The sequence below is a fragment of the Variovorax sp. J22P240 genome (assembly GCF_030316855.1).
GTDB lineage: Bacteria > Pseudomonadota > Gammaproteobacteria > Burkholderiales > Burkholderiaceae_C > Variovorax.
In genome coordinates, this window is record NZ_JASZYR010000012.1 from 91,384 (window position 1) to 106,613 (window position 15,230).

The window sequence follows — 15,230 nt, forward strand, 5'->3', positions numbered from 1 at the left end:
CGATCGCGCATCAACCCGCTGATCGCTGAAGGCAAATGCCCATGGCTGAGTCCCGGTCTCGACCCCTGTCGAAGCACGCGCCGCGTGCGGGCAGCCCATTGCGCGACCCGTTCGAGCGGCTAGCCGACGCCGGTGTGCGGCTGAACGAACTGCGAAGCACCGGCGAGGTGTGCGACCTCCTGGTCGACGAAGCCACCCAACTCATCGGCGCCCAGCGCGTGCTGCTGGTGCTCGACACCGAAAGCGGCCTGCTCCATGCGGGCGCGATGCTCCCGCCCGCCGAAGACGCCGGCGACCTGCTCCGCGCCATCGCGCCATGGCTCGACGAAACCCGCCGCACCCGCAAGCCGAGCCTGCGGCACGGGCCCGAGGGTGCGGCCGAGGCCGAACAGCGCTCCTGCCTGATCGCACCGCTGGTCGCGCAGCGGGAACTGATCGGCTACCTCTACGCCGACATCGAAGGCAGATTCGATCGCTTCGAGCAGGTGCATCGCGACCTGCTCGCAACACTGGCGCGCCAGGCCGCCGGCGCCCTGGCCCACACCCGTATGAGCGAAGGCCTTCAGCGCGAGCTGTCCGATTGCAAGAGCGAGCGCATGCAGCGCGCCGAAGAATTGACGCTCGTGAACGGCATCCAACAGGGCATGGCAGCCAAGCTGGGCTTTCAGGCCATCGTCGACCTCGTGGGCGACAGGCTGCGCGAGCTGTTCGGCTCCGGCGACCTGAACATCGTGTGGTGGGACGACAAGACCAACCTCGTGCAGGTGCTGTACCGCTACGAGCACAACCGGCCCCTGCCGCTTCCGCCGGCACGCCCGTTGAAGCCGGGCGAACCCTTGGTACGCATACTGCTCGAACGCAAGATCGGCGTCGCGAACACTCGCGAGGAGCAGACCCGCGTCGGCCTCCATCCCGCGCCGGGAACCGACTGGGCGCATTCGATCGCCGCCGTGCCGATCATCGGCAGCGACCGCGCCCTCGGCATCATCGCGCTGCAGAACCACGAGCGCGAATATGCGTTCGGCCCGCACGAGATCCGCCTGCTCGAAACCGTGGCCGCGAACATGGGCCTCGCGCTCGAAAACGCACGCCTCTTCGACGAGACGCAGCGCCACGGCCGCGAGATGCACGAGGCGCTCGCGCACCAGACCGCCGCCGCCGAGGTGCTGAAGGTCATCGGCAGTTCCGTGGCCGACCCCGGCCCCGTGTTCGACAAGATCCTCGAGTGCTGCGAGCGGCTGTTCGACGTCAGTTCTTTCGCCCTGATGATGGTCGACGACCAAGGGCAGCTCGCGCTCACGCGGTGGGTGATGACGGCCGCCGGACGCGCGGCGATCAGCGAGGAACGGCTGGCCGAAATCAGAGCGTCGATGAAGTCGAACTACCCCATGCCGATCTCGGGTACATCGGCTGAGCTCTCGTTCCGCACGGGCGATCTCGTGGAGTTCGCCGACGTGCTCGACGACCCCGCGGCGCCGCTGGTACTGCGGCGCAATGCCGAGGTGGCGGGCATGAGCTTCGCGAACCTTTCCGCACCGCTGATCTGGGAAGGCCGTGGCATCGGCATCCTGAGCATGCAGCGCACCAAGGTCGGTCCGTTCCGGCCCGGTGAGCGCGCGCTGCTCAAGACCTTCGCCGACCAGGCCGTCATCGCGATCCAGAACGCGCAGCTATTCAACGAGACACAGGCGGCGCTGAGCAAGGTCGAGGTCCGCACCGCCGAGTTGACCGAGTCGCTCGAATACCAGACCGCCGTCAGCGACGTGCTGCGCGTCATCAGTGAATCACGCACCGACGTGATGCCGGTGTTCGAGGCCATCCTGGACTGCACCATGTGGTTGTTCGAGGGCCCGGCTTCCGCGATCTTCAGCTTCGACGGCCGCATGGTTCATCTGGCCGCGACCCGCAACTGGTCCCCGGAGGCGCTGGAGGCAGCGCGCACCGTGTGGCCCGCGCCGCCGGACCCGCGCCAGCTGAACGGCCGCGTCATATTGGAGCGGAGGCCCCTGAGCATCGAGGACGCGTGGTCCGACCCAACCTACGACCGCCGGCTGGCGAACAGCGGCAACCGGCGCCGGATGATCTGCGCGCCCATGCTCAAGGACGGCGTGCCGATCGGCGCGATCACCACCGCCTGGCCCGCGCCCGGCGAAACGCCCCAACGCCAGATCGACCTGCTCCAGCTCTTCGCCGACCAGGCCGTGCTCGCGATCGAGAACGTGCGGCTGATCCACGAAACCCGTGAGGCGCTCGAACGCCAGACCGCGACGGCGGACGTGCTGCAGGTCATCAGCGAATCGATGGAGAACGCGCAGCCCGTGTTCAACAAGATCCTGGAGAGCTGCCAGCGCCTGTTCTCCGGCACCCAGCTCGGCATTTCGCTGATCGGCGACGACGGGTTGGTCCACCTGGGCGCGCATCGCGGCTCCGCCCGCGAAACGCTCGAGCGCTTCTATCCCCGGCCCATCGACCATTCGCCCATCGGAGATGCCATGGCCGGCCCCGAGGTCGTCCACATTCCGGATGCGCTCGCCGAGCCGCAGCTTCCCTTGTTCATGCGCGAGGTCGCCGAGCAGATCGGCGACTACGGGGTCCTGATTGCCCCGCTGACCTGGGAGGGCCGCTACATCGGCTCGATCCACGTCGCGCGCCAGCCGCCGGGGCCCTTTGCCGACAAGGAAATCAGGCTGCTCGAAACCTTCGCCGACCAGGCCGTGATCGCCATCCAGAACGCGCGCCTGTTCAACGAGACCAAGGAAGCCCGCGCTGCCGCCGAGGCCACGAACGAGGCCAAGAGCGCCTTCCTCGCGACGATGAGCCACGAGATCCGCACACCGATGAACGCGGTGATCGGCATGAGCGGCCTGCTGCTCGACACGCCGCTCGACGCCGAGCAGCAGGACTATGTCTCGACCATCCGCGATTCGGGCGATGCGCTGCTGACGCTCATCAACGACATCCTCGACTACTCCAAGATCGAGGCGGGCCGCATGGACATCGAGGAGCACCCCTTCGACCTGCGCGAGTGCGTGGAGTCGGCACTCGACCTCGTCAGCTCCCGCGCAACCGAGAAGCACCTCGACATCGCCTACGTTTTCGAAGGCGAGGTTCCGGTGGGCGTGAACGGCGACCTGACGCGCCTGCGGCAGATCCTGCTGAACCTGTTGAGCAATGCGGTGAAGTTCACCGAGGCCGGCGAGGTCGTGTTGACCGTGAGCGCGGAGCCCGTCTCCGCATGCAAGGTCGCACTGACCTTTGCGGTGCGGGACACCGGCATCGGCTTGTCGCCCCAGGGCATGAGCCGGTTGTTCCAGTCCTTCTCGCAGGCCGACTCCAGCACCACGCGCAAGTACGGCGGCACCGGCCTGGGACTGGCCATCAGCAAGCGGCTGACCGAACTGATGGGCGGGACGATGTGGGTCGAGAGCGATGGTCCGGGCACCGGCTCGACCTTCTTCTTCACCATCGATGCGCAGATCGCGGACACGCCGCCGAGCAGGCGCCCCGCCGTCACCGGCGTGCAGGTCGACCTGCAGGAAAAGCGCGTGCTCGTCGTCGACGACAACGCCACCAACCGCCGCGTGCTCACGCTCCAGACCGGCCGATGGGGCATGGATTCACGCGACACCGAATCGCCTGCCGAAGCCCTTCGCTGGCTCGAACAGGGCGAGCGCTATGACATCGCCATTCTCGACATGCACATGCCGGAGATGGATGGCGTCGATCTGGCGCGGCGCATCCGCGTGAACGACAAGACGCTGCCGCTCGTGCTCTTCAGTTCGCTGGGGCGGCGCGAAGCGGGCGATGCCGAATCGCTGTTCAACGCTTACCTGTCGAAGCCGATTCACCAGTCACAACTTTTTGACACACTCGTTAACCTGCTGGCACACGAGCCGGCTGCACGGCCCGCACCGAGCGTTGCGGCCAAGCCGCAGATCGATCCGGCAATGGCCACGCACCATCCGCTGCGCATTCTGCTGGCCGAAGACAACGCGGTGAACCAGAAGCTCGCGATGCGCCTGCTGCAGCAGATGGGCTATCGCGCGGACCTCGCATCCAACGGCATCGAAGCCGTCGAGTCGGTGCAGCGCCAGACCTACGACGTGGTGCTGATGGACGTACAGATGCCCGAACTCGACGGGCTCGACGCCACGCGCCAGATCTGCACGCTGCTGGCGCCGGCGCAGCGCCCGCGCATCGTGGCGATGACCGCCAATGCAATGCAGGGCGACCAGGAGATGTGCCTCGCGGCGGGCATGGACGACTATCTGACCAAGCCGATCCGCGTCGACCGCCTGGTCGAGGCCCTGCACAACGTGCCTGCGCGCAAAGATCGCTGAACGGTCGATCCGACCATCGGACGCATCCACATTTCGGTGTAGGACGATTTGTCGACGCGCCCTCAATTTGGGCGTAAGCTAGAAAAAGGTTCTATCTGTTGCTCGTAAGACGATCTTGTTTGGTTTTAGAAACAAGAACAACTCACAAACGAGACAGTTCTTGCAGCAAGAACCACTTCGGACCCCATCGATATCGATTGCGGAGAACGTATGGACCTGAGAAGCGAGCAACTGGCCGACGGCGTCGAGAAGATCAGTCTGGTCGGACGCATGGACAGCATCGGCGGCCATGACATCGATATGCGCTTCGCCGCACTCGTCGCCACCCGAAAGCTTCTTGCCGTGGTCGATATGTCCGAGGTGTCCTTTCTGGCATCCATTGGTATTCGCACCCTTGTCATCAATGCGAGGGCCCAGTCCTCGCGCGGTGGCGTGATGGCGCTCGCGAACCCTCAGCCCTTGGTGGCTGAGGTGCTCAAGATGGCAGGGATCGACACGATCATTCCTGTCTACCCCGATGTCGATACCGCCTGCAGCGCGCTGATGGCGGCAGCCGAAAGTCGCTGATGTCCTCCATCGACGGGGAGCCGCAGGCATCCCTGATCGTCGGCAGCGAGCTGCGCGAACTCCCGCGCGTCAGCGCCTGGGTGCACGACTGGGCCGAGCATCAGCACCTTCCGGCACGGGTCGCGCAGAACCTTGATCTCTGCTCCGTCGAGGTGCTCACGAACATCATGACCTACGCCTGCAGCGAAGGCGCGCAGCGCATCTTTCTGCACCTGGGTTGGCAAGGCGAGGACGTGGCCTTGGACGTCGAGGACGAGGGCGGCGAGTTCGATCCGAGGCAGGTCCCCGAGCCGCCTCGGCCCACCAAACTTCAGGACGCGCGCATCGGCGGCTGGGGCATTCCCATCGTTCGCCACTTCTCCGATGGCGTGCGCTACCGCCACGAAGACGGACGCAATTGCCTGACGCTCCTGTTCCGGGCGTCGCCGCCGCACTGATCGACTTTCACCAACCCCGTCAATCACCACCGAGGAGACTTCTCAAATGGGAACGGCAGCCAAAAACTCACCCACCATCGATGCGCAAAGCGCGTTGGCGGCTCAGGCGGCGCTCGCCGCCGGCCAACCCAACGGCGCGGGCGAAAGCTCCGGCGTCGACAAGATGCGCGAATTGTTGTTCGGCAACCAGATGCAGGACTACGACAAGCGCTTTTCCATCCTCGAGGATCGCTTCCAGCAAAGGCTGCGCGACCTGGAGGCGGAGTCGACCCGCAGCCTGGGCAGCCTCGAATCGACGATGAAGAAGCAGCTCGAGTCGGTCGCCGGCCAGTTCCGCGAGGAAAAGGACCTGCGCTCCGATGCCGACAAGGAGCTGGAGCGCAGCCTGCGCGATCACACGCAGGCGCTGGAGAAGCGCCTCGCCCAGGTGTCCGAGCAGCTCGCGCGGCACGAGCGCGAGTTCACGGACCGGCTGAGCCATGAGGTCCAGGCGCTGCGCGAGGACATCAAGCGGCGCCAGGACGACAGCCGCGCCACCACCGAGCGCATGTTCGCCGAGCTCAGCAACGTCAAGACCGATCGCAACCTGCTCGCGGGCCTGTTCGTCGAGATCGCCAAATGCCTGAACCAGGACGTCACACCCAAGGGCGGCAACGGCATCGAGCGCGGCTGATGCGCGCTGCCGGCGCGACAGCTCGACTCGACCGATCGCGCGCCGGAGCGGAGGCGCGGTGAACGCGCGCCTGTCGCTGACCGCGACGAGTGCGCCCGGCAGCGCTTCCGATGAAGACCCGAACCAGCGGCTCGCCAGCTTGCTGCTGGAGTTGGCGCGCTGCGTCGATCCGGAGGTGGCCGCGAAAGTCCCGAGCCGCCTGCAGGAAGATCCGCGGCTGGAGGCGATGCGCGGCGTGCTGTTCGAACGCGAGCAGGTGGCGCTCGCGAGGCTGCAGCACAAGGTGGATGACCCGCGTCAGTTCGCCAGTGCGGTGGGCGCCGTGCTGCCCGCCGCCTTCACGCTGGCGGCACAGGACGCCCAACTCGGCCATGCGATCGCTCCCACCGTCGAGCGCGCGGCCCAGGCGTCGATTCAGAAGAACCCGGGCACCATGGTGGACATCCTGTACCCGGTCATGGGGCCGGCGATCCGCAAGGCGATTGCGGAGAGCGTCGAAGGCTCGCTGCAATCGGTCAACCAGGCGCTCAAGCACAGCCTCTCATGGCGCGGCCTCAAATGGCGCATCGAGGCCTGGCGCAGCGGGAGCACCTTTGGCGAAGTGGTGCTCCAGCACACGGCCGTCTTCCGCGTCGAACACCTCTTCCTGATCCACCGCAAGACGGGCCTCTTGCTCACGCACGTCGCGCGCGACGATGCGACCACACGCGACCCGCAGCTGGTGTCCGCAATGCTCTCCGCGATCCAGGATTTCGTGCGCGATTCCTTCGATGAATCGGGCACCGGCGGCACCAGCGGCCGCAGCATCGACAGCCTGCGCCTCGGCGATCTGCTCCTGTGGTGTGAGGAAGGGCCGCAGGCCTTTCTCGCCGCGGTGATCCACGGCAATCCCCCTGCGATGATTCGCACGCGGCTGGGGGAGACGCTGGGCGCCGTCCACGAGCAATGGCGCACGGCGCTCGAAGAGTTCAACGGCGACACCGCACCCTTCGAAGAGACCGCCGAACGGCTGCGCCCCTGCCTGTTGTCGCAGGACGCGGAGTCCCGCAGGAAAGTTTCGCCCCTGCTCTGGGCCATCCCGCTGGCGCTGCTGGTGGCGCTGGGCTACTGGATCACGCAACGGGTCATCGAGCGCCAGCGCGTCAACGCCTACATCGCGGCGCTGCAGGACCAGCCCGGCATCGTCGTGACAGGCTCGGAGCGCCGCGACGGGAAGTGGCTGGTGTCCGGACTGCGCGACCCGCTCGCCACGCCGCCGGAAAGCTTGCTGGCGCAGACACGCCTGGACCCGTCGCGCGTCGCCGGCCGCTGGGAGCCCTACCAGGCGCTGCATCCGGCCATCATCCTGAAGCGGCTGCAGGCGACCCTCAACCCACCGCCGACGGTCACCCTCACACAGGAGGCGGGCGGTGTCCGCGCGACGGGCAGCGCCACCCCCTACTGGATGGACAAGGCGCGTGCCTTCCTGCTGACCCTGCCTGCCGGCGCGCCCAAGGTTGATCTGAGTGCACTGCAGGACGTGCAGGATCCGGAATACGTCCGCCTGCACGACGCGATCCAGGCCCGCCTCATTCATTTCGAGAACAACGTCGCGCGGCCCGCACCCAACCAGGAAGGCATGCTCGACGCCGTGGCCGCCGAAGTGCGCGAGCTGATCCAGGTGTCGCGCACCTTCGGATTCCCGGTGAAGGTCACGATCGTCGGGCACGCCGATGCCACCGGCAAGGAAAACTCCAACCTCGCCCTCAGCCTGGGGCGCGCGGAAGTCGTTCGCTCCATGCTGCGCACGCGCGGCGTGGACCCGACATTCCTCGCCGTGCGCGGCGCCGGCCCGTTGGAGCCGCTGAAGCCCGGCGCCAGCGAGGACGAGTTGTCGATGAACCGGCGCGTTTCCTTCGTCGTCAGTTCCGGCGAATAGCCATGATGCAAAAGAAAATCTGCCTGCTCGGCGCGTTCGGCGTGGGAAAGACCAGCCTCGTGCGCCGTTACGTCCACACCATCTTCTCGGATGCCTACCTGACGACGGTGGGCGTGAAGATCGACAAGAAGGTGCTGACCGTCGGCGCGGAAGAAGTGGCGCTGATCCTCTGGGACATCGCCGGTGAGGACGAGGTCGCGGCCGTGCGCGTGAGCTACCTGCGCGGCGCGGCGGGCTATCTGCTCGTGGTCGACGGCACGCGACCCGAGACGCTGGACACCGCGGCCTCGATCCAGTCGCGCGTCAACGCCGAGATCGGCGCCGTGCCGTTCTTCGCCCTGCTCAACAAGGCAGACCTGCAGGAGGACTGGGCGATCCCGCCCGAGCGCATCGCGACGCTGGAGGCTGCGGGCTGGACCTTTCGCCGCACCAGCGCCAAGACGGGCGACGGCGTCGAAGAGACCTTCGCGGAACTGGCGGCCCAACTGGCGCGCTAGTCGGCGATCCCGTCATGCTCGACCTGCCCCCGCGGATTTCCGACTCGCTGCTGATGCTGCTGCATGCGCAGCGCGTGCTTGCGCATCTGGTCATCGACGATGCGCAGAACCTGGTCCAGGCTGGTGGACACCTCGAACACTACGGCCTGGACGGCCTGCAATCCGGCGGCCCCGCGAGCGACCAGATTCCTTTCCTGGAAGGCCTGCTGCCGCTCGTGGAAACGCCCTTCCTCATCCGCTCCATGGAAATGCCCAGCGGCCGCGTGGCGGACATCCATTTCTTCGCGGACGACGGCACCGTATGGGTCCTGCTGCTCGACGTGACGGCGGAATACGAAGAAGCCCGGCTGGTGCAGCAGAAGGCCTATGACATGACCCTGCTGAGCCAGCGCGAGGCCCGGCTCATCGCACAGCTCGAATCCGCCAACCAGGAACTCACGCGCGCCCACGGCGAACTCGCCGCATCCCGCGAGACCCTGCAGCTCACCCACGACCGGCTGCAGCAAGAGTTGCGCGACGCCGAACGCTACGTGCGCGCGATGCTGCCTGCGCCGGTGTCGGAGCCCTTGGCCGTCGACTGGCGCTTCGTTCCTTCCACCGAACTGGGCGGTGATTCCTTCGGCTACCACTGGATCGACGACGAGCACTTCGCGCTCTATCTCATCGACGTCTGCGGCCATGGCGTGGGCTCCGCCCTGCTCTCGGTAGCGGTCGCCGACACGCTTCGCTCGGAGGCATTGGCGCGCACCGACTTCCGCAACCCCGCGGAGGTCCTCGCCGCACTCAATCTGGCCTACCAGATGGAAAGCCACGGCGAGCTGTTCTGTACCGTCTGGTACGGCGTCTATCACCGTGCGACCGGTCGACTTCGCTATGCCTCCGCCGGCCACCCGCCGGCCATCCTCGTGAGCGGCCCCTGCGATGCCATCGGCGATGGCCGACCCTTGCCGGCATCGGGCCCGTGCGTCGGCATCTCCCCGGCGGCCCGCTACCAGGAAGAGCAATGCGTGCTGCCTTCGCCGGCCCGGCTCTTCGTCTTCAGCGATGGCGCCTACGAAATCACCCGGCCGGATGGCTCGATGCTCGACTACGCCGCCTTCGCCGAGATGCTCACGCGGCCGGTGCGCGAGGGGCAGTCCGAGCTGGATGGCCTGCTGGACTGCGCGCGCGACGTGCATGGCCCCGGCGCGCTCGAGGACGACTTCACCATCATTCGCATGGCGCTCTGAGCGCAGCGATGCTGGCGCGCCGTCGGGCACGCCCCTTATCGCCAGGCGCGGGCTTCCATCCTCAGCTTGGCTGTCACGGCGCCGTTGCGTGCCACAACGGCCGCAATGGGCGCGGGCAAGGAAACCTCCACGACGATGGGCTGCGTGATGTCGACCGGGGTGAAGCGCTTGTCCACGGCGCCGCCGTGCTCAGCCCAGGTGTAGCGCACCATCCAGTCCTTCGCGGGGCCCTGGTTCGGATCCAGCTGTCGCAGGTCATCCGGGTCGAACAAGGTCACGATGAGTGAATCGCGAAACAGCGAGACGCCTTCGAAGTGACCATCGGGCCAGAACGCCTTGGCCACTTCGTAGTCCGGAGCCCTGATGCCGAGCGTGACGCTGTAGGAGATGCCCGGCTTGTCCGCCTTCACCTTGGCCGCCTTCATCATGAAGACAGTCGAAAGGTGGACCGGGTCGACAGCAGGCGCCTGGGCCTTCAACCCCTGGTAGGTCCTGCACGCGGGCGAGTCTTCCTCCGCCTTTCGCCTGCTCAGCGACCACGTCTTACCGTGCGTCGATACGACCAGCTCGATCTGGTAGACGGCGTCGACCTTCCGCCCTTTTTTTTCCTCGGCCTGCACGCCATCGGGCAAGGTGACTCCCTCGATGTCCAGCCAGAGGTCCACCCTGAAGTTCCCGAACAGGAAGCGGACCAGGTTCTGGTAGGCCTCTTCGCTGTTGACGATGCCGAAGTAGCCGGAATGCGAGCGGTAGGCATAGGCGCAGGCCACCGGCTCCTCCGTCTTCTTCCCGCCCCCTTCCTTTTGATACCAGAGCGTTGCGTTGTCGATGCGCACGAGTCCGTCGCTTCCCCGGCCCACGAAGGTGCGGGACAGGCCCTTTGCCACTTCGTAGTCCATCCGGTTGGTCCCGATCATGGAGAACCAATGCGATGGCGGCGGGATCACGTCGGCAGGAAGGTAGTTCACCTTGCCGCCGATGGGCACCTGGTCGAGATAGGCCCTCATGGTGTCGCGATTGAAGGTGCCTACGTCCTTCAGGAAGCCTGGCAATGCCGGGACGTTCAGGCCCGCGAAATCGATGCCGTTGTGCGGCGTGCCATAGGTGAAGACCTTTGCGACGCAGCCCCTCACCTTCGGATAGATCCTCCTGACCTCGTCGATCTCGAGCTCGGGTACGTCGTTCCTGTCGTTCTGCATGAGCGTTCGCACCACCAGCCCGCCCATGGAGTGCGCCACGAGATAGCAGCGGAATGCGGCGTCCAGTTCCTCGTCCGTCGCATTCCGCCCGTCGGCCTTGGCCACGGCGCGCGCCGTGGGCCGCACGAGTTCCCGCACCATGGCGATCAGGCTCGCCAACTCCTTGGCGTAGTCTTCGATCGAGGAGGTCTGCCCCGTTCCACGCAGCCTCGACCCCGCGTCGTAGAACCGATGGATGATGATCGATGCGATCGGAATGCCCTCTTCCAGCCGCTTCTTTCCCGCTTCGCCGCTTGCGTACGCCGGATCGACGATCTCCATGCCGTCCTTGTAGAGGACGTGGTAGCCGTATTCGGATGACAGGCGCACCAGCGGAGACTCGAAAAAGTAGGACTTCGGCTTTTCCTTGTCCGCAGTTGCGCGATACACGGTGGAGCCCACGTTGAAGCCGCAGTAAGGGTCCGCGGCGGTGTCGTCGCGCTCGTCGGCGCTGAACGCGAAGCCCCTGACATAGATGACCGGGTACTTGAGGGGCTCAGGCACCGATGACTTCACTTCGGGCATGTCGATCTCCCCGGTGGTTCCAGCCTAGATTCGTCCTTCCTCACTTGGCATCCATGCACGCGCGTCGCACGGCCGATCGCAACTGGCGCACGCTCACCGGTCGTTCCAGGAAGTCGGTCGCGTCGAGTCGCGCGATGTCGATGGCGGTGCGAAATGCGGTATGCGGACCCAGCACGATCACCGGCAGCGCCGCGCCGCGGTTCCTCAAGTCACGCACCAGCTTGAGCGTTGCCGCCCCGTCGACATCGGCCGACGCGATCAGGCAGTGGCCCGCAGCGCCCGGCACACTGGAAAGCAACGCTTCGCCGTCATCCACGAAGGCCACGGACTCGACGCTTCGCCCGAGTGCCGATTCGATCCACACGCGCTCATCCGGCTTGAAACCGAAGACGTGGACGATGGTGGACATGGCTTCAGGCGTTCGTCTCGCGAGGCGTAGAGGGAGACCGGCTCTCCAATCACATTTGCCGAACTGGACCCCGTGAATGGTGGTCTCTACCACGCGATATGCCTATCCCGGCAGCCACGCAGCACCACGTACGTAGGCGATTCATCCTGTTCGTCCGACGCGCATTCGCCGGCAGCCTCGGGCCCGATCGAGCACGTACGTGGACGGTCACATCCATCCTCGGGCCCTTGCTGGTGCAGCGGTTTGCGCCGGCAATGGCCAGGAAGACTACCGGGTGACGATCTGGAAGGTGCCCGGCGCCTTGTCGATCAGCGACAGGAAACGCACGAGGTCGATCTTGCTGCCGTCGATCGACAGCTGATCGGACAGCAGCGTGTCCTTCACGCCCGCGGTACCGGCCATCATCTTGACGAAGATCGGCTTGGTCAGCGTGAGCGTCGCGTTGGCATCGGAGGCCGGCGCGGCCTTGCGATGGTGCAGCACGGCGTTCTCGACCCAGAGCTGGAAGCTTTCCTTGGTGTCGCTGAAGACCAGGTTGATCTTCATGTCCTTGCCCTCGGCGGCAGGGCCGTCGAGACCGGCCGCCATGGCGTCGAGGAAGCGCTCCACCGGTGTGTGCGTCAGCATGTCGACGAAGCCGGAGCGATCGACGCCCTTCTTCGGCGGTCCCTGGCGCAGCTCCGCCGCGGCGCTCAGGTAGCTGTTGCGCCAGGTGGAAGCCTCGGCCACGTAGCCGAGTTGTTCGTAGGTGCGCGCCAGCAGCTCTTTTGCAGCCTTGTTGCCGCTGTCTGCGAACACCACGTGATTGAGCAGTTCGGCCGTCCAGCGATAGTCGCCCTTGTCGAAGGCTGCTTGCGCCGCCTTCATGACGTTGTCGGCGCCGCCGGCCAGCGCGACATAGCGCTTGGCCGATTCCTGCGGCGGCAGCGGATCGAGGTTGGCGGGGTTGCCGTCGTATGCGCCAAGGTAGAACTGGTAGACCGCCTTCACGTTGTGGCGAAGGTCGCCGTAGTAGCCCCGCGCCCCGAAGTGAGTCTGCAGCGATTTCGGCAGCTTCACCTTCTCGGCGATTTCCCGCGGCGTCAGGCCGGCGTTGATCAGGCGCACCGTCTGGTCGTGCGTGTACTTGTAGACGTCACGATGCTTGGTGATGAAGTCGACGATGCGCTGGTTCCCCCAGATCGGCCAGTTGTGCTGGCCGAAGTAGACCTCGGCCCCGTCGAGCTGGTCGAGCGCCTGCTGCATGTAGTCGGCCCAGCGCAGCGAATCGCGCACCTTCGCGCCGCGAACGGGCAGCAGGTTGTGCATGGTCTGCGCGAGGTTCTCGGCGCCCCCGTAGGCCTTCAGAGCCGGGATCGAGAAGGTCATCTCGGCCGGCGCCTCGGCGCCCGGCACGTTGTGGAACACGAAGCGCACCCCGTCGAGTTCCATCGCCTCGGTCGGCTGGGTGACCAGGGTGGTCGGCGGCAGGATGCCGAAGGTGCCGTAGCCCACCGCCTTGCCGAGGCCCGTGTCGACCAGGCCCTTGGCCGACCGCTCCAGGTCCTTGCCGAACTGGTAGCTCGAGCGCCGCCCCATGGCCGTGCCGACCATCACGTTCTCGCTGGTCGCCTCTTCCATGAACCCGGCCGAAGCGACGATGGGCACCTTGCGCGCAGCGGCCTCCTCGGGAGAGATCACGCCCAGCGCACCGCCGAAATGGTCCATGTGGCTGTGCGAGAAGACCACCGCGGTGACGGGCTTGTTGCCCAGGTGCTTCCGCGCGAAGGCCAGCGCGGCCGCCGCCGTTTCCTTGGCGGTCAGCGTGTCGATGACGATCCAGCCGGTCTTGCCTTCGACGAGCGTCATGTTGCCGATGTCGAAGCCACGCAACTGGTAGATGCCATCGGTGACCTTGAACAGCCCGATCTGCGCGTTCAACTGGGCATGGCGCCATAGGCTCGGGTTGACGGTCGACGGCGCGGAACCATCGACGAACTTGAACGCGTCGAAGTCGATCAGCACGCTGCCATCGGCGCCCATGATCTTGCCTTCGGGGCGGGCGATGAAGCCACGCTGCGCGTCTTCGAAGCTTTGCCGCTCGTTCAACGGCAGGATCTCCTCGAAGACCGCATTGGCCGCGACGGTCGGCGCCGTCGCGTCGCCCGACGCTGCGCCACCGCCCTGGCCGCAAGCGCCCAGCATGAGGATGAGTGCCGCCGCGAGCGGCGCCTTGAGAAATGGCGTCATGGAAGTCTCCTGAATAGTCTGTTGGGGGCCGCTGTCCGGGCCGTAGCCTCGAAGAATGCCGAAAGGACATGCAGACGTCCAATGCATAATGAAGAAGCATTCATTGCGTGGAGCGCATGATGAATCTGCGGCAACTGAGCCATCTGATCGCGCTGGCCGACGAAGGCCGATTCGTTGCCGCGGCTGAGCGGGTGCATCTCAGCCAGGCCGCCTTCAGCCGAAGCATCCAGTCGCTCGAAGAGCATTTCGGCTTGCGTCTGTTCGAACGCGGGCCGCAGGGCGCCACCCTGACGCCGGCCGGCCGTACCCTCGTCGAGCGGGCCCGACGTCTGATGTTCGACAGCCGGTGCCTGGAACGCGATGCCCAGTTGCTGCGCCAGGGCGAACTGGGCGAACTCTGCTTCGGCGTCGGGCCCATTCCGGCCGCTGTCCTGGTGCCACGGCTACTCGCCGAGATGCGCCGCAAGGCCCCGAAGGTGATCGCGCGAGTCCGCAACGGCAACGTCGAAAGCCTGCTGGCGCTACTGCAGGCCGAAGCGATCGACTTCTTCGTCGCAGATCCACGCCTGATCGTTCGCGAGACCCGGCTGGACATGGTGCCGCTCATGAAGATTGTCGGCGGGCTCTATGGCCGGCCCGACCATCCACTCCTGCAGCAGAGCACGGCAACGCCCGAGGACCTGCGCCGCTATGGCATCGGAATGGTCTCTGCCAGGTCGGACCTTCTTCTTCATGTCGCGCAAACGCTCGGCTTCGACAACATCGAGACGTTTCCACTGGCGGTCGAATGCGACGATCTGCACACGCTGTCCAGGTTGGCACTGGAGGGCGACCTGCTGGCACTGCTCCCTCAAGGACTGACTGGCGACTTCGGCATGGACTTGCGCCGATTGCCCATCGCTGCGGCGCAATCGGCGCTGTTCGCGGACATCCACGTCATCTGGCTGAGCGGCCGCACCCTGTCGCCGGCGGCGGACCTGGCGATACGCGAATGCCAGGCCCTGGCACTGGAATGGCCCCGCCTGGTTCAGTCCGCTTGAAAGGCCGAGCCCCGGCACGTACGTGTTCGTGCGTGGCCGTGCGGATGGCGTGACGCGCGGCAATGGTGAGAATCATCGACCGGAGTGCAAGCGATCACTGCGCGGGAGGTCCGATCTCGTCGAAGTCG

The 15,230-nt window shown here is 66.0% G+C and carries 11 protein-coding genes; 8 read left to right on the forward strand and 3 right to left on the reverse strand.

Annotated elements, in window-relative coordinates:
- Positions 1–41 precede the first annotated feature (41 nt).
- From QTI24_RS23720 to QTI24_RS23750, 7 genes are all read left to right on the forward strand, one after another.
- A complete protein-coding gene (locus QTI24_RS23720) occupies positions 42–4,340 on the forward strand; it encodes a GAF domain-containing protein (RefSeq protein ID WP_286603785.1) in 4,299 nt (1,432 codons plus the stop codon).
- 210 nt (positions 4,341–4,550) lie between these two features.
- Positions 4,551–4,907: an STAS domain-containing protein gene (locus tag QTI24_RS23725; RefSeq protein ID WP_286569115.1), complete on the forward strand. Its 357-nt coding sequence runs from the start codon at positions 4,551–4,553 to the stop codon at positions 4,905–4,907.
- Positions 4,907–5,344, forward strand: coding sequence for an ATP-binding protein (locus QTI24_RS23730; protein WP_286603786.1), 438 nt, complete (start codon positions 4,907–4,909; stop codon positions 5,342–5,344). The genes QTI24_RS23725 and QTI24_RS23730 overlap by 1 nt, the downstream gene beginning before the upstream one ends.
- A gap of 46 nt (positions 5,345–5,390) precedes the next feature.
- A complete protein-coding gene (locus tag QTI24_RS23735) occupies positions 5,391–6,017 on the forward strand; it encodes a hypothetical protein (RefSeq protein ID WP_286603787.1) in 627 nt (208 codons plus the stop codon).
- 58 nt (positions 6,018–6,075) lie between these two features.
- Positions 6,076–7,935 carry an OmpA family protein gene (locus tag QTI24_RS23740; RefSeq protein WP_286603788.1) on the forward strand — a complete coding sequence of 620 codons (1,860 nt, stop codon included), beginning with the start codon at positions 6,076–6,078 and terminating at the stop codon, positions 7,933–7,935.
- Between the two features lie 2 nt (positions 7,936–7,937).
- Positions 7,938–8,432 carry a Rab family GTPase gene (locus QTI24_RS23745; RefSeq protein ID WP_286603789.1) on the forward strand — a complete coding sequence of 165 codons (495 nt, stop codon included), beginning with the start codon at positions 7,938–7,940 and terminating at the stop codon, positions 8,430–8,432.
- A 14-nt stretch (positions 8,433–8,446) separates the two neighbouring features.
- Positions 8,447–9,661 carry a PP2C family protein-serine/threonine phosphatase gene (locus QTI24_RS23750; RefSeq protein ID WP_286603790.1) on the forward strand — a complete coding sequence of 405 codons (1,215 nt, stop codon included), beginning with the start codon at positions 8,447–8,449 and terminating at the stop codon, positions 9,659–9,661.
- Between the two features lie 35 nt (positions 9,662–9,696).
- On the opposite strand, the gene QTI24_RS23755 is transcribed toward QTI24_RS23750, so the two are convergent.
- The 3 genes from QTI24_RS23755 to QTI24_RS23765 all read right to left on the reverse strand — a co-directional run bounded on the left by QTI24_RS23755 (position 9,697) and on the right by QTI24_RS23765 (position 14,062).
- Positions 9,697–11,424, reverse strand: a complete 1,728-nt coding sequence (locus QTI24_RS23755) for an esterase/lipase family protein (RefSeq protein WP_286603791.1) — start codon at positions 11,422–11,424, stop codon at positions 9,697–9,699.
- Positions 11,425–11,464: 40 nt separating this feature from the next.
- The gene (locus QTI24_RS23760) at positions 11,465–11,833 is read right to left on the reverse strand and encodes a response regulator (protein WP_286603792.1); all 369 of its coding nucleotides are present in this window, start codon (positions 11,831–11,833) and stop codon (positions 11,465–11,467) included.
- A gap of 267 nt (positions 11,834–12,100) precedes the next feature.
- The gene (locus QTI24_RS23765; RefSeq protein ID WP_286603793.1) at positions 12,101–14,062 is read right to left on the reverse strand and encodes an alkyl/aryl-sulfatase; all 1,962 of its coding nucleotides are present in this window, start codon (positions 14,060–14,062) and stop codon (positions 12,101–12,103) included.
- A gap of 119 nt (positions 14,063–14,181) precedes the next feature.
- Between QTI24_RS23765 and QTI24_RS23770 the strand changes: the two genes are divergently transcribed.
- The gene (locus QTI24_RS23770) at positions 14,182–15,102 is read left to right on the forward strand and encodes a LysR family transcriptional regulator (protein ID WP_286603794.1); all 921 of its coding nucleotides are present in this window, start codon (positions 14,182–14,184) and stop codon (positions 15,100–15,102) included.
- The last annotated feature ends 128 nt before the right edge of the window (positions 15,103–15,230 follow it).